Source organism: Leuconostoc sp. C5 (assembly GCF_056530425.1).
The window spans coordinates 1112326-1127364 of the sequence record NZ_CP134351.1 but is presented as its reverse complement, the minus strand read 5'-3'; the positions used below and the strand labels follow the sequence as shown (position 1 = coordinate 1127364).

Below are 15039 nucleotides of genomic sequence, written 5' to 3'. Positions count from 1 at the left end.
TTTTTATTTTGCTAAAATAGCGGTGTCATTTTCGAAAAGTAACGTGAGGCTTTATGGTAAAATTAAATAGATAGAAAACTGAAAGAAAAAAATGCCAATTATGACAGAATTAAATTTGAATGAACTTAAAGAACGACAAAAACACATACGTAATTTTTCAATTGTTGCACACATTGACCATGGAAAATCAACCATAGCTGATCGTATCTTGGAACAGACACATACTGTTGCTGAACGTGACATGCAGAATCAATTACTGGATACGATGGATTTAGAACGTGAACGTGGAATTACGATTAAACTAAATGCGGTCGAAGTTCATTACGACGCTAAAGACGGTGAAACCTACATTTTCCATCTGATTGACACACCAGGACACGTTGATTTCTCTTATGAGGTTTCGCGGGCATTGGCAGCTGCTGAAGGGGCTATACTTGTTGTTGATGCTTCTCAAGGCGTTGAAGCACAAACGTTAGCTAACGTTTATTTGGCCCTAGATAATGACTTGGAAATTCTACCTGTAATTAACAAAATTGATTTACCGGCGGCGGATGCCGAAAAGGTTCGTACGGAAATTGAGGATGTTATTGGCATTGATGCTTCAGAGGCAGTGTTAGCGTCAGCTAAACAAGGCATTGGTATTCCAGAACTGCTGGAAAAAATTGTTACCGATTTACCTGCACCGCAAGGTGATATCGATGCACCACTACGTGCTTTGATTTTTGATTCAGCCTACGATGCTTATCGTGGTGTGGTTGTTAACATGCGTGTACGAGAAGGCATTGTAAAGCCTGGTGACAAGGTTCGTATGATGAACACTGGTGCGGAATATGAGGTCACGGAAGTTGGTGTGATGTCTCCAAATGCTCAGAAACGTGATTACTTGATGGCGGGGGATGTTGGTTACTTAACAGCAGCTATTAAGGACATTCATACGACACATTCTGGTGATACAATTACCCTAGTGAATAATCCAGCCAGTGAACCATTATCCGGATATCAACCGATGACACCTATGGTTTATTCTGGTCTATATCCTTCAGACAACGCTAAGTACACGGATTTACGGGAAGCTTTGGAAAAACTACAGCTCAATGACGCTGCGTTAACATTTGAACCAGAAACTTCACAAGCACTAGGATTTGGGTATCGAGTTGGCTTTTTGGGTTTGCTACACATGGATGTCATTCAAGAGCGACTAGAGCGCGAGTTTGATTTGGACTTGGTGACAACTGCTCCGTCTGTTACTTATCGAGTGGTAACTAATGATGAAGAAACTATTGAGATTGAAAACCCATCCGAAATGCCAGACACGCCCAAAGTGAAATACATTGAAGAGCCCTATGTTCATGCCCAAATTATGGTGCCTAATGATTACGTTGGTGCTGTTATGGAACTTGCGCAACGCAAACGTGGTGAATTTGACACAATGGAATATTTGGATGACACGCGTGTCAATGTCAAGTATTACATGCCTTTGTCCGAAATTATTTTCAATTTCTTTGATAAACTAAAATCTAGCACACGTGGTTACGCTTCACTTGATTATGAGTTATCATCCTACAGACAATCCGACTTGGTCAAAATAGATATTCTGTTAAATAGTGAGAAGGTCGATGCCCTGAGTTTTATTGTTCATCGTGACTTTGCTGTAGAACGAGGACGGATTATTACTTCTAAACTAAAAGAGATCATTCCACGTCAAAACTTTGAAATTCCAGTGCAAGCAGCTATTGGCGCTAAAATATTAGCTCGTACAAACATTAAAGCTTATCGTAAGGATGTTACGGCTAAAATTCATACAGGTGATCCTGATCGTCGTGCGAAGTTGCTCGACAAGCAGAAAAGGGGTAAGGCACGTATGAAGTCTGTTGGTTCAGTCGAGGTACCGCAAGAAGCTTTCATGGCTGTGCTTAAAACGGAGGACGATGCCCAATATGCCCGAGGAAACTAACACAAAGCGTTCTAGATTAGCACGCAATTTATCTGAACAGTCAAAACCAACAAATCGTAAAGTTAAAATCCTAACAGTTTGTTCAGTACTGGTTATGCTGTTAGTGGTTAGTCTGACAGTTGCCAGAGTTGTTTTTAATTTTGATGGCATCTCGCAGGAGACCCGTGTGAAAACTCTTCAAAAAGATGCAGCGATCGCGTTACAATTTGGTTTGACAGGCCATTCTGATGACAAACGCACCAAACAGGTTGTACATTTAACCAATACAGCGTGGCAAACAGAAATTGCTACTAGTGTTGGCAAAGCGTGGAAGAGCAGCGCTAAAGTGGCAGATTCAGTTACTTTTGATGGCCATAAGTATCAAAAGAAACAAGTCATAAGCGATTTATCGCAACGATATGTAAAGACCTTACAACGTGATCGTAACTATAAAATCACAAAAATAAGGTATGATCGATACCATAACGCAAAGGTTCAATATCAAGTAACACCTATTGATTTGCCTGCTGGCCAGAAAAAAGTTCAAAGATATGTTGAAAAACAATTACAAAAGAAATCTAGTGAGGCAAGCAAATTATCTGCTGAACAGTTGCGCTTAGTTGAGTATGCTATGATCGCTGAAAACTGGCAAAGTGTTTTGAAGGATGACATGCCAACCTCAGCGACGAGAAATATGACAATAACAATGTTGTATACTCATGAAAACTTTAAACCAATTTATCAAGTATCGAAACAAACGCTGAATAATATTTTAAATAGTGGGTTATCAGAATGAATTTATTAGACAAAATAAAAAACATTTGGCCATTTGGTCAAAGTCATAAAATGCGTGCCATTGGATTTGAACGGCCTCTATTAATTGATCAACCGGATGCTTTTGTGGAAAAAGTTATTCCCCGACCACAACCGGATAAAGATGAATTACTAGTTAAAGTTTTGGCCAGCTCTGTCAATCCGGTGGATACAAAAATGAGAGCCAATTATACTCATGATGGTGTTTTTCGTATTTTGGGTTTTGACGCAGTCGGCGTGGTTGTAGAAGTTGGTCAAAATGTTCAACATTTCAGCGTTGGTGATAAAGTTTACTATGCTGGAGCGCAATTGAAACCCGGTTCTAACGCTGACCTTCAAGTTGTTCATGAAGCATTGGTCGGCCATGCCCCTACTTCATTAAGTGATGAAGAAATTGCGGCTATGCCGTTAACATCAATTACAGCTTACGAAATCTTACATGAAGCATTGTGTTATGATCTTGAGGAAAACAGTGCCTTGGGACACACAATTTTGATTGTGAATGGTGCCGGTGGTGTTGGATCTGTATTAATTCAATTAGCAAAGTATATCGGGATGACAGTTATTACTACAGCATCTCGCACCGAGTCTGTTACTTGGGTTAAGTCACTTGGCGCTGATTATATCTTAGACTACCATCAAGATTTGAACGAACAGATGAGAAAGATTCAGCACGATAAAGTTGATAATATTGCGATTTTACAAAATACGGATTATTATTGGCCACTTGCAACAGCCGTTATTAAGCCATTTGGACGAATTGCATCAATTGTTGAAACGACGGAGCCAATTGATATGGGGCCTTTGAAGAACATTGGCGCACAGTTTAGCTGGGTGTTCATGTTTGCTAAGGGAAACTATGGCGTTAATATGCAGTCTCAAGGGAATGCACTTAATCAGGTAGCACGTTTACTTGATGAGAATAAAATCAAGACGACACTGTCAAAGACTTATCACGGGCTGTCTGTAGAAAATATTCGTGCTGCTACGAAAGAAGTTGAAGCTGGTCGCATGATTGGAAAAGTAGTGGTGAAGTATGACGAACAATAAATGGCAAGCACTCACCGTTGCGACGAACAATGATGGCATTGAACCAATTGCTGATATATTGATGTCAACCGGCGCTGAGGGTGTGCAGATTGTTGATGATATTTCACCAGTAACAGTGACAGCTTATTTTGAAGACGATGCATCTTTACCTAACACTGTTAGTCGGATAAAAGAACAGTTGGATAACTTAGTGACGCTTGGGGTTGATGCATCACCTGCAACTATTACATTAAATGGCGTGGCACAATCAGATTGGGAAAACAACTGGAAACAATATTATCATGCCACCCGCATAACAAGACACATTACTGTTGTACCTTCATGGGAAAACTTTGTAGCAGCTCAAAAAGATGAATATCCAATTATTATGGATCCTAAGTTAGCTTTTGGAACAGGAGTTCATGAAACAACACGATTAATGATCCAAGCGCTAGAAACTGTCGTTCGTGGTGGAGAAAGCATGATAGACGTGGGTACGGGTTCAGGAGTACTATCCGTCGCTGCAAAACAACTCGGTGTAGCAGGCATTTTAGCAACAGATATTGACGAAATGGCTGTGAATGTTGCTAAAGAAAATTTAGCGTTAAACCCAGTGGCCAATGATGTTACAGTGGTAACTAGTGATTTACTGGAGTCAATTGCTATCGATAAGCCTGTAGACTTGATTGTTGCTAATATTCTAGCTGACGTTATTGAACGCCTTATTCCACAGACGTGGTCACGCCTGAAGCCAGGTGGCTATTTCTTGGTTTCTGGAATCTATGATGCTATTTCAGTGTCGATTGAACAACAGCTACAACAAGCGGGATATAAAATTTTTCAACACACAACAATGGGTGACTGGCATGCATTCATTGCAAAAAAGGATTCTAAATAATGCAACGCTATTTTCTAAACGAACCAATTAATGATACGATTCGCTTGACAGCTGACAATGATATTTTTAAGCATTTTGGCAAAGTTTTGAGAGCTCGAGTGGGGTCAAAAGCTGAATTTGTTAGTAATAATTTGGAAATCTGCCTTGGAGAAGTTACTTTAATTGATTCCGAGGTTATTAATATCAAAGTGATTGATCGATATTATTCAAATGTTGAGTTACCAATTGATGTAACACTCGTCGTGTCTCCCCTAAAGAATGATCGCTCTGACTGGTTTATCCAAAAAGCAACAGAGCTTGGTGTCAAAACAATCGTTTTTACCTCAATGAAACGAACAGTTGCCGATTGGCGGAAGCAACAAGAAAAGAAAGTCAAAAGATTTAATAAAATAGCGCAAGCTGCAGCAGAGCAGGCACATCGGTTGGTTGTTCCAGAAATTATTTTCACTACGTGGCAAAATACTATCCAAATGCCTAAAAATACTGGACTTGTTGCTTGGGAAGAATCAGCTCGTGATGGAGAAAGTGCTGCACTAATAGCGGCTGTTTCGGCTGTTCCATCTGGAGAAAAACTAATCTGTGTATTTGGTCCTGAAGGTGGTCTAACAGAAAATGAGATTGAGGAATTACGATTGCAGAATTTTGAATTAGCTGGATTGGGTCCTCGAATATTGAGAGCTGAAACAGCGCCACTCTATGCAATGTCAGCGATTAGCGTGTTGCGTGAACTAAATTAATTCGTTATAATATAATAAATAAATGAGATAACTATAGGTGGTGAAATAATGCTGAAGATATTCAAAAAATACTACGGGTATCAGTGGCTTGCAGCGTTTATGCTTGGTTTGGTACTACCATTTATTGGTAAGTTACTCAGTGTGAGTGGTTTACATAAAGTTATCTGGTTTTATCTAATCATTAATGGTCTTTATACTTTATATCTTGGGTATAGTGTGCGTAAGCGTGGGCTATCACCTCTCATTTTATTTGCCTTGCCTGCAGTATTCTCTGGAATTTCAACATTATTACTTCATTTGGTATCTCATCAGTATGGATTTTATTTTGGACTAATGTACATTGTACTAAGTTTATTCACCTTTTTCGGAGATACACGTGATGACCCGGATGAAAATCAAATTCCAGTTGAAAACGGATTCCGTGATTTAAAAAGTGAGACAAAGAATGATGGACAAGTTTCAGTTGATGGAAACTTGAAAGTATAATTAGTGTTATGAATAACTAGAAAAAGTGCGATATTTCGCACTTTTTCTGTTACACTGGTATAGGATATTTTACCTTTGTGTTTAATAGTTATTGCTCAAAGCATACAGATAATAATGAACTCTGGAGATACTATTTTACATAACTTAATTGGAGGATTTTACATTGATTACAGTTTCAGATATGAGTTTTAGTTTTTCAGGGCCTAAAATTTATCAAGATGTTAACTTGAAATTAACACCCGGTAATACTTATGGCATTATTGGTGCTAATGGCGCTGGTAAGTCTACCTTTTTGAAGTTATTGCAAGGAGAACTACAACCAACTGAAGGAACCATTTCAATCGGTGATAGCGAGAGAATGTCATCTTTGCAGCAGGATCACTTTGCATTTGATAAATTTACGGTTTTAGATACGGTGATCCAAGGTCATAAGCGATTGTACGAAGTTAAAACTGAGATGGACGCTATCTATGCTAAGCCGGATTTTAACGATGAAGATGGTGTGCGTGTTGCTGATTTGGGTGCGGAATTTGAAGAGCTAGATGGTTGGAATGCTGAAGTTGAAGCTGGTCAATTGTTGAGCAAGCTGGGTATTAGCGATAGTGTTTACGATACCTTGATGGGTGAGCTAACTGAAAATGATAAAGTGAAAGTTCTGCTTGCGCAAGCCTTGTTTGGTAATCCAGATATTTTGATTTTAGACGAGCCAACCAACGGATTGGATGTACAGACGATTAATTGGCTAGAAGACTTTCTAGCTGATTTTCCGAACTTAGTTATTGTTGTTTCCCACGATCGACATTTTTTGAACGCTGTTTCAACCAATATTTTGGATGTTGATTTTGGAAAAATTACACCCTTTGTTGGAAACTATGATTTTTGGCGTGAATCGTCTGAATTGGCCCAACGCTTAGCTTCTCAACAAAATGCTAAGAAGGAAGAACAAATTAAACAGTTGCAAGATTTCGTAGCTCGGTTTTCAGCTAATGCTTCAAAATCAAAGCAGGCTACAGCCCGAAAAAAGCAATTAGATAAAATTACTTTAGATGATATTAAACCTTCATCAAGAAAATACCCATTCATTAATTTCCCCATTAATCGTGAGCTCGGGAATGATATGGTTCGCGTTGAAAACGTTTCAAAAACAATTGACGGCGAAAAAGTATTAGATAATATTTCCTTTATTGGTCGACCAAACGATAAAATTGCTATTTTATCACGTTCCGATTTAGCAACCACTACGTTGATGCAAATTATAGCAGGTACGATGGCACCAGATGAGGGGACTGTTTCTTGGGGTGTTACAACGTCACAATCCTATATTGCTAAAGATTTAAATGATAACTTCGATAATCAAGATGTAACTATTTTGGATTGGTTACGTGATTTTGCGGAAGAAGACCAAAAAGATAACACCAGTTTACGTGGTATGCTCGGGCAAATGCTGTTCCGTGGTGATGATTCCTTAAAACAAATTAATGTGTTATCCGGTGGCGAAAAAGTTCGCATTGTTTTGGCGAAGATGATGTTGCTCAAAGCTAATGTGCTATTGATGGACGACCCAACAAATCATTTGGATTTGGAGTCAATTCAGTCCCTTAACGATGCGGTAATCGCATTCAAGGGTTCAATTATTATGACTTCGCATGACCATGAATTCTTAGCAACTACGGCAAATCATATTATTGAAGTGTCGCCAAAGGGTGTTGTTGATCGCGTTGATACGACGTATGATGAATTCATTAATAATGATAGTATTCAGGACAAAGTAAATGAACTTTACTAGTAGATAAGTAATATAATAAATTGAATTAATGAGCTGGCACAAAAACCATAATTTGTAACATATTGTGAATTTTGAGCGCCGACTTATTAATTCTTTTTTTGCTATTTAACCACAATAAAACAGGAGGTAAAAAAGAATGGCAATTGGAATTGATAAATTATCATTTTACACATCTGAATATGTATTAGATTTGGTAGAATTAGCTCAGCGACGTGGGGTGGATCCGAATAAATATACGATTGGTATTGGTCAAGATAAACAATCGGTGATACCGAATTATGAAGATGTCGTAACAATGGGTGCTAACGCGGCTGCAAAAATTATTGATAATGATGATCGTCAGCAGATTGATTTGATTATTTTTGCCACTGAATCTGGTATCGATAATTCAAAATCAAGCGCATTATATGTTCAAAAATTACTTAATTTGTCTGAATTTTCGCGAACAATTGAGATTAAACAAGCATGTTATGCGGGAACATTCGGATTGATGCAGGCTCGAGATTACGTTGCAAGCCATTCTGGTAAAAGGGTTTTAGTTATCGCATCGGATATTGCAAGATACGGATTAAATACACCTGGTGAAGTGACCCAAGGTGGTGGAGCTGTTGCCATGATTGTTTCAGAAAGCCCACACATTGCAACAATTAATTCTGATTCGGTTTATATGAGCCGAGATGTCGCAGATTTTTGGCGTCCTATCGATAGAACGGAAGCCATAGTAGACGGACATTTATCAACAGATATTTATAAAGAAATGTTTTTGACACTATGGCAACGATATAAGGACCAATCCGGGCGGACAATCGCTGATTTTGCAGGTTTTACTTTTCATCTACCGTATACAAAAATGGGTAAAAAAGCTTTTGATCAAATTATAGATGAGGCTGATGAGAGAACGCAAGGACGGTTATTAAAAAATCTAAAGGCAAGTCAAAAGTTTAGTCGAGAAGTAGGGAATTTGTACACTGGCTCTGTGTATTTAAGCTTGTTATCATTATTGAGTTACGCACAAGATTTGGTTGCAGGAGAGCAGTTGGCCATATTTAGTTATGGTTCAGGTGCTGAAGCCGAGCTGTACTCTATAACATTGCAAGAAAACTTCTTTAAGTATGTACCAGCAAATGAAACAAAAAATGAATTAGCTGATCGAAAAAAAGTATCTGTAGATCAGTATGAACAAATATTTAATTCACAGCTTCTTGATTCACATGAGAACGTTTCATCTGATCATCCTGACGCAGATCATTTTCAGTTTTTAGGTTGGCAGAATGGTGAAAGACAATATAAATAAAAAATGAAGAGATGCGTATGCATCTCTTCATTTTGTGATAGAGCTGATTTCAGCACCATCTTTTGCCGCAAACAACACTTTGTTACTGTCATTGACACCCATTAGTTCAAAAGTGTATCCAGTTTTAAAAGATTTTTTGATATTCTTCGAAGTTTTTAAAAGTGAATCAGTGAAATTCGACCAGTGCGCTTCTTCTGCTAAACTTGGGTCGGTCTCTATTTGAGCAACCAACTTTGATAAATCTGAATCAGTGTAAAGTTTGAGCTGGAAAGTTTTGGCATCGGTATTAAAAGTGACGTCACCAATTTTGCTATATGCTGTGTCAAGTTTCTGAGTAAGCTCTTGTTCTTTTAATTTGAGTTGTTCTTGCTGTTGTTTCGTTGTAGCATCGGATATTACAGTCGTACTGCCATTTTCCAAATTTGATTGTGAATGGGCTTGTTGCGACTTGGTTAGTTTGTTTGAATTTACCTGTGCGTCATTATTTTTTTGTATCTTTTGTATTGCTGACGGCAATTGAAAACCAAAAAAGATTGTACCACCAATACATAATATGGAGAATATAAGTGGTACTAGAAATGTCCCATATCTCTGCTTATTTTGTATCGTAAAACTTACAAGTAATATGCTTAATAAAAATAAAATGATAAACAAAAATATCATTCTCTTATCCCCCTTATTTTGAAAAAGAAAAAGCACTTAACCGATGAAGCGTGTCCCGGCACGGCATCACCATTATAGTTAAGCGCTTGCAACATTATTATATCTAAAATTATTGTCTGTTTCAAGTATAAAAGAACTACTAAGAAGTCATTTGTATATTTGTTTTGCGAAACGTTATTCATGTAGAAGTCTTTATGTCTTCAGGTCGATTAATCTCACCAGAAGGTGTGTTATACTAATAGCATTAAATAATATTGGAGTTAAAAATGTCAAAAAATGTTTACCTTGCGAGTCCATTCTTCGATAAAGAGCAAATTGAGCGTGTTGAACGTGTTGAAAAAGCTTTAGCAGCCAATCAAACATTAAGTTCTGTTTTTTCACCACGCGAACACCAACACGAAGAATTTGAAATGTTTGGCCCGGAGTGGCGTGTCGCAACCTACAACGGCGATATTGAGGCAATTAACCAAGCTGACGTCATGGTAGCGGTTATTGATTATGTAGGGCAGGAAGTAGATCCAGGAACTGCTTGGGAGTTTGGCTACGCAGTAGCCAAAAACATTCCGGTTATTGTTGTTAAAGAAAAAGCTGGTGCAGTAAATCTAATGATGGGAATGCCATTAACGGCTTATATCACGGATATCTCAGATTTGGAAACTTACGACTTTGATGCTACGCCAAAGATTGAATTTAGTGGTGAAATCTTTTAATTTTTAAGAGTGAACTTGATATGTGTCTCCCGAACAAAATAAAAAACAGGTAATCATTTGAACGTATATTTTTTGTTAATCGTTTTGAATGGTGATGTAATTGTATAATGAATAGATGATAAAACGAATAAAAAATAGTTTGTACTATTAATTATTCGTTTTTGCGAGATAGTTTGCTGTATAATCTGGTATAATATTGTAAGTAAATTTTAATGGAGAATTTGTATGACTATGAGTAAAGCAGTTGTAACAGTTGTTGGTAAAGATAAGCCGGGAATTATTGCTGGGGTGGCTAACACGTTAGCGGATCACAACATCAACATTTTAGATGTTTCTCAAACGATTATGAGTGATATTTTCACGATGAGTATGCTAATTAATTTAGAAGAATTAGAAGGGCAATTCAACGTGTTGCAAGATGATTTGAATAAGCTAGGGGCTGATTTAGGCGTTACTATTCATACGCAACGTGAAGAAATATTTGATGCGATGAGTAGAGTTTAATATTTGTAGCTAACCTACTAAAGAACTTACGAATTGAATCATCTGGAGAAGTCATGGAAACAAAGCAAATACAAGAAACAATCAACATGGTCGAGGAAGAACATCTTGATATCCGCACAGTTACAATGGGTATTTCGTTGCTCGACACAATCGCAGGTGATCCACAACAAACTGCAAAAAATATATATAAGAAAGTTACAACATATGCGAAGGACTTGATAAAAGTTGCTGAGCAAATTGAACGTGAATATGGTATTCCAATTACAAACAAACGCATCAGTGTAACGCCAATTGCGTTGATTGCAGGTCATGCAACACCCGATGATATGCTTTATTACGCACACGCTTTGGATGATGCGGCTAAAGCAGTGGGTGTTGATTTCATTGGTGGTTATTCAGCATTGGTCCAAAAAGGTTTTGCCAATGGGGATTTGGCATTAATTAAATCATTACCTCGTGCGCTAACAGAAACCGATTTAGTGATGTCGAGTGTTAATATTGGTTCAACTAAAGCAGGTATAAACCTTGATGCAATTAAATTGATGGGCGAAACTGTAAAAGGAATTTCTGAAAAATCCGATACAGCTAATGCCAAGCTCGTTATTTTTGCAAATGCTGTCGAAGATAATCCTTTCATGGCTGGTGCTTTTCATGGTGTCAGTGAAGCCGATGTTGTGATTAACGTTGGTGTTTCTGGGCCTGGCGTTGTAAAACGTGCACTGGAAAAGGTAAAAGGCGAATCTATTCAAGTAGTTGCCGAAACTGTCAAAAAGACAGCTTTCAAAATTACACGTGTTGGACAGATGGTGGGTGCACTAGCTGCTGAACGACTTGGAGTTGAATTTGGAATTGTCGATTTGAGTTTGGCCCCTACACCTGCACGAGGTGATTCTGTAGCTGAAGTTCTTGAAGAAATTGGTCTTGAACAAGTAGGAACGCACGGAACTACAGCTGCATTAATGCTATTGAATGACGCTGTTAAAAAGGGTGGTGTTATGGCTTCGCAACGTGTTGGCGGCCTATCCGGTGCATTTATTCCAGTTTCAGAGGATGCTGGTATGATTGATGCAGCAAAAGAAGGTACATTGACGTTATCAAAGCTTGAAGCAATGACTGCTGTTTGTTCGGTTGGATTAGATATGATTGCTATTCCAGGAGATACTAGTGCAACGACAATTAGTGCAATGATCGCTGATGAAGCCGCTATTGGTGTACAAAATAATAAAACTACGGCTGTCCGTATTTTGCCAACTTTGGGTACAAAGGTTGGTGATATGGTTGATTATGGTGGGTTGTTAGGTACTGCTCCAGTTATGCCAGTTGTAGAAAAGTCAAGTGCAGACTTTATCAATCGTGGCGGACACATTCCAGCACCGATTCATTCATTTAAAAACTAATAAAAAGTTGCGATAAAAATCATCGCAACTTTTTTATTTTGTATTTTTCGATTGTTGTGTTCGTGTTTCGGTAATTGGATTTTGGTTTGTGGAAACTGCTTTAGAAAACATAACCGCAATATAAACTAATAGAATCAGAATAACGACGGTAGATAAAACACGAAGTGGGTGATAGAAAAAGTTTTTAATATAATTTGAAATGGCAAAATGTTTTTTTTGCGGTGCAGCACTTTCTGTAATTGAGGCTTCCAAGGCATAGGCAAAACTATTAGTGTCAACAGCTCTGGCTGTTGATTCATAAGGAACAATAGAAATTTCACGTGTTTTTGATAACTTAGCTATTCGTTTGCGTCGGTCATCTCGATTTTTTAAGACATTTTTTCGGAAATTAGCAATATTAACCAATGCCTTGTTTTGTAACTTCATTACGCGCTCACGCAATTGCTCTATGGGGCTATATACTGGTACTTTCATATTTAATCTCCATATCTTTAACGTTAATTGTTAGATCCTAACTTTACTATACGACATCTTAAGGCAAATTTGGGTGAGTTTATATGATTGCAAACAAATTTAATTGTTCTTAATCTTTTCAATAGATAGTATAATGAAAATATGACAACACGTGAAGAACAACTTTATCATGATTATTTAGAATCAGAACGTCAATATTCACCGCAAACCTTAAAAGCTTATTTAACAGATATTGCTGAATTTAAGAATTATTTGCATGAAAGTGGCGGATTTACAAAATTTGGAGAAGTTCAAACTTTAGATGTACGTGTCTATTTGAATGATTTATATGAAAAAAAGTTGGCTCGTACAACTATCTCTAGAAAGATTAGCAGTTTGCGAATGTTTTATCAATTTTTAATTACTAATCAATTTGCCATTGATAATCCATTTGATAGTATTTCATTAAAAAAACATCAGAACCAATTACCAGATTTTTTTTACGAAGATGAACTGCATGAACTTTTTGATGTGGCCTACAATCATGAAGATTATTTGTGGGAACGTAATGCAGCTTTACTTGAATTTTTATATGCTACTGGAATAAGAGTGGCTGAAATTGCTGGATTGACGTTATCTCAGTTGGATTTTTCGCAGCGCCTGGTGCTCATTCATGGTAAGGGAAATAAAGATCGTTATGTTCCTTTTGGGCATTTTGCAGAAAATATTATGAAAGAATACATTACAGATTTGCGTGCATCCTTAACAGTAAATCAAGAACATGAATATGTATTTGTAAATCATCGTGGTGAGCCAATTACACCAGCTGGCATTACTTACATTTTAAACCAGTTAATGCAACGTTCTGCATTGACTGGTAAAATTCATCCACATATGTTGCGTCATACTTTTGCGACCCATTTGATTAATCGAGGTGCAGATATGAGAACGGTTCAGGAACTGTTGGGTCATGTTAATTTGTCAACGACACAAATGTATACCCATGTGACGCGAGAAAGTTTACAAAAAAATTATCAAAATTTCTTTCCGCGAGCCAATAAGTAACCGGTTACAAAAATAGTTTATCAAGCGCTTCACAAATCTAAGAAAAGATAGTAAAATAAAAGTTATGATAACGCTAGAAAATAAACACCTCATTGTGAAAATTAATCCAGAAGGCGCCGAATTAACAAGTGTCTGGCATAAAAATGCTGAATTAGAATATATATGGACTGCAGACCCTAAATATTGGGGACGACATGCTTCAAATCTGTTCCCTATTGTGGGCCGATTACGTGGCGATCAATTTAGAGTTGCGGGTGAGACGTATTACATGAACCAACATGGTTTTGCACGTAATATGTTATTTGATGTTGTTGAACAAAGTGAAAATAAGGCTGTTTTTCGTATTGTTGACTCTGAGTCGACGCATCGTGTATATCCTTTTAAGTTTCAATTAGATATCAGTTATGAATTAACAGAGGATGACACACTACATATTGCTTATATCGTACATAATCCCGATAAAGAAGAAACCCTATTCTTTAGTGTGGGTGGACATCCGGCCTTTAATTTGCCACTTGATGGAGGAAAGTTTTCGGACTACTATCTGTCAATTGAGCCTGAAAAAATATATGATCGTGTACGTTTAGTTGGACCATATTCCAATCCAAACCATCCCACGCCTTTTAATGCTAGTATTCCACTACGTCTGCGTCAAGAAGACTATCATGATGATGCTATTATTTTGAAACTCAATCGACAAAAGACGTCATTTTTGTTGGCTCGTTTGGCTAATCAACATGGATTGCGTATGACGTTAGACAATGCGCAATTTATCGGCGTTTGGACACCTGCTGGTAAACAAGCACCATTTATTGCGCTTGAACCATGGTGGGGGTTGGCTGACACGGTAGATGCAACAGGTAACTTTAAAGAGAAATTTGGTTCAAATGTTTTAGCTGCCGGCGACACGTTTAATGGCACCTATAGTCTACAGTTCTTCTAATAAAAAAAGCATTGATACATTAGTATTGATGCCTTTTTTATTAGAATTTAGGTTAAAAGGTTGCATTATCTATCATAATGTCTTAAACTGATAGTAATTTAAAAACGTCATAAACTGATGAGACGGAGATCAAACCATGTGTGCACGTAAAGGGAGCCCTTGTTACTGGAAGTAGGGCCGAACGCAACATGGCAAATGGACCGTTGAGGGTTGGTTGAACGAGAGCAATCTCAAGTACTGCCAAACGTAAGATCCACGTAAGTGATCAGGTTATTGTTAGATAACTGTTGAGACGCGTTTTAACTCGAGTGGGCTTTTTGGGTACCAT

The 15039-nt window shown here is 37.7% G+C and carries 15 protein-coding genes; 13 read left to right on the top strand and 2 right to left on the bottom strand.

All coding sequences use genetic code 11. The annotated features are described in order from the left end of the window. Positions 1-100 precede the first annotated feature (100 nt). From lepA to RHP56_RS05650, 8 genes are all read left to right on the top strand, one after another. A complete protein-coding gene (gene lepA, locus RHP56_RS05685; protein WP_025268153.1) occupies positions 101-1954 on the top strand; it encodes a translation elongation factor 4 in 1854 nt (617 codons plus the stop codon). Then, positions 1938-2729 carry a hypothetical protein gene (locus tag RHP56_RS05680; protein ID WP_025268152.1) on the top strand — a complete coding sequence of 264 codons (792 nt, stop codon included), beginning with the start codon at positions 1938-1940 and terminating at the stop codon, positions 2727-2729. The genes lepA and RHP56_RS05680 overlap by 17 nt, the downstream gene beginning before the upstream one ends. Further along, positions 2726-3796 carry a zinc-binding alcohol dehydrogenase family protein gene (locus RHP56_RS05675; protein ID WP_011679920.1) on the top strand — a complete coding sequence of 357 codons (1071 nt, stop codon included), beginning with the start codon at positions 2726-2728 and terminating at the stop codon, positions 3794-3796. The genes RHP56_RS05680 and RHP56_RS05675 overlap by 4 nt, the downstream gene beginning before the upstream one ends. Continuing rightward, positions 3783-4673: a 50S ribosomal protein L11 methyltransferase gene (gene prmA / locus RHP56_RS05670; protein WP_102753411.1), complete on the top strand. Its 891-nt coding sequence runs from the start codon at positions 3783-3785 to the stop codon at positions 4671-4673. The genes RHP56_RS05675 and prmA overlap by 14 nt, the downstream gene beginning before the upstream one ends. Beyond that, positions 4673-5410 (top strand): RsmE family RNA methyltransferase, encoded by a 738-nt coding sequence (locus tag RHP56_RS05665; RefSeq protein ID WP_014324805.1) that lies wholly within the window; start codon positions 4673-4675, stop codon positions 5408-5410. The genes prmA and RHP56_RS05665 overlap by 1 nt, the downstream gene beginning before the upstream one ends. 48 nt (positions 5411-5458) lie before the next feature. After that, positions 5459-5896, top strand: coding sequence for a hypothetical protein (locus RHP56_RS05660; protein WP_010280083.1), 438 nt, complete (start codon positions 5459-5461; stop codon positions 5894-5896). Between the two features lie 163 nt (positions 5897-6059). Beyond that, positions 6060-7682 carry an ABC-F family ATP-binding cassette domain-containing protein gene (locus RHP56_RS05655; protein WP_011679917.1) on the top strand — a complete coding sequence of 541 codons (1623 nt, stop codon included), beginning with the start codon at positions 6060-6062 and terminating at the stop codon, positions 7680-7682. 136 nt (positions 7683-7818) lie between these two features. Continuing rightward, on the top strand, positions 7819-8976 hold the full coding sequence (locus RHP56_RS05650; protein ID WP_011679916.1) for a hydroxymethylglutaryl-CoA synthase: 1158 nt from the start codon (positions 7819-7821) through the stop codon (positions 8974-8976). A 27-nt stretch (positions 8977-9003) separates the two neighbouring features. Here RHP56_RS05650 and RHP56_RS05645 read toward each other — a convergent pair whose 3' ends face one another. Further along, positions 9004-9639 carry a hypothetical protein gene (locus tag RHP56_RS05645; RefSeq protein ID WP_462794665.1) on the bottom strand — a complete coding sequence of 212 codons (636 nt, stop codon included), beginning with the start codon at positions 9637-9639 and terminating at the stop codon, positions 9004-9006. A 266-nt stretch (positions 9640-9905) separates the two neighbouring features. Between RHP56_RS05645 and RHP56_RS05640 the strand changes: the two genes are divergently transcribed. The 3 genes from RHP56_RS05640 (at position 9906) to RHP56_RS05630 (ending at position 12250) form a co-directional block, all read left to right on the top strand. Further along, positions 9906-10349, top strand: coding sequence for a nucleoside 2-deoxyribosyltransferase (locus RHP56_RS05640; protein ID WP_011679914.1), 444 nt, complete (start codon positions 9906-9908; stop codon positions 10347-10349). 231 nt (positions 10350-10580) lie between these two features. Beyond that, complete coding sequence (locus RHP56_RS05635; RefSeq protein WP_031295551.1) at positions 10581-10853, top strand: ACT domain-containing protein; 273 nt, start codon at positions 10581-10583, stop codon at positions 10851-10853. 53 nt (positions 10854-10906) lie between these two features. Next, positions 10907-12250, top strand: coding sequence for a PFL family protein (locus RHP56_RS05630; RefSeq protein WP_002814654.1), 1344 nt, complete (start codon positions 10907-10909; stop codon positions 12248-12250). Positions 12251-12283: 33 nt separating this feature from the next. On the opposite strand, the gene RHP56_RS05625 is transcribed toward RHP56_RS05630, so the two are convergent. Then, positions 12284-12724, bottom strand: a complete 441-nt coding sequence (locus RHP56_RS05625) for a hypothetical protein (RefSeq protein ID WP_011679913.1) — start codon at positions 12722-12724, stop codon at positions 12284-12286. Positions 12725-12865: 141 nt separating this feature from the next. Between RHP56_RS05625 and xerC the strand changes: the two genes are divergently transcribed. Further along, positions 12866-13768 carry a tyrosine recombinase XerC gene (gene xerC, locus RHP56_RS05620; protein WP_011679912.1) on the top strand — a complete coding sequence of 301 codons (903 nt, stop codon included), beginning with the start codon at positions 12866-12868 and terminating at the stop codon, positions 13766-13768. Between the two features lie 64 nt (positions 13769-13832). After that, on the top strand, positions 13833-14711 hold the full coding sequence (locus RHP56_RS05615; protein WP_011679911.1) for an aldose 1-epimerase family protein: 879 nt from the start codon (positions 13833-13835) through the stop codon (positions 14709-14711). Positions 14712-15039: the final 328 nt, after the last annotated feature.

Coding starts and splice junctions, on each gene's coding strand:
- lepA (WP_025268153.1), top strand. CDS start 101: ATGACAGAATTAAATTTGAATGAACTTAAAGAACGACAAAAACACATA.
- RHP56_RS05680 (WP_025268152.1), top strand. CDS start 1,938: ATGCCCGAGGAAACTAACACAAAGCGTTCTAGATTAGCACGCAATTTA.
- RHP56_RS05675 (WP_011679920.1), top strand. CDS start 2,726: ATGAATTTATTAGACAAAATAAAAAACATTTGGCCATTTGGTCAAAGT.
- prmA (WP_102753411.1), top strand. CDS start 3,783: ATGACGAACAATAAATGGCAAGCACTCACCGTTGCGACGAACAATGAT.
- RHP56_RS05665 (WP_014324805.1), top strand. CDS start 4,673: ATGCAACGCTATTTTCTAAACGAACCAATTAATGATACGATTCGCTTG.
- RHP56_RS05660 (WP_010280083.1), top strand. CDS start 5,459: ATGCTGAAGATATTCAAAAAATACTACGGGTATCAGTGGCTTGCAGCG.
- RHP56_RS05650 (WP_011679916.1), top strand. CDS start 7,819: ATGGCAATTGGAATTGATAAATTATCATTTTACACATCTGAATATGTA.
- RHP56_RS05645 (WP_462794665.1), bottom strand. CDS start 9,639: ATGATATTTTTGTTTATCATTTTATTTTTATTAAGCATATTACTTGTA.
- RHP56_RS05640 (WP_011679914.1), top strand. CDS start 9,906: ATGTCAAAAAATGTTTACCTTGCGAGTCCATTCTTCGATAAAGAGCAA.
- RHP56_RS05635 (WP_031295551.1), top strand. CDS start 10,581: ATGAGTAAAGCAGTTGTAACAGTTGTTGGTAAAGATAAGCCGGGAATT.
- RHP56_RS05630 (WP_002814654.1), top strand. CDS start 10,907: ATGGAAACAAAGCAAATACAAGAAACAATCAACATGGTCGAGGAAGAA.
- RHP56_RS05625 (WP_011679913.1), bottom strand. CDS start 12,724: ATGAAAGTACCAGTATATAGCCCCATAGAGCAATTGCGTGAGCGCGTA.
- xerC (WP_011679912.1), top strand. CDS start 12,866: ATGACAACACGTGAAGAACAACTTTATCATGATTATTTAGAATCAGAA.
- RHP56_RS05615 (WP_011679911.1), top strand. CDS start 13,833: ATGATAACGCTAGAAAATAAACACCTCATTGTGAAAATTAATCCAGAA.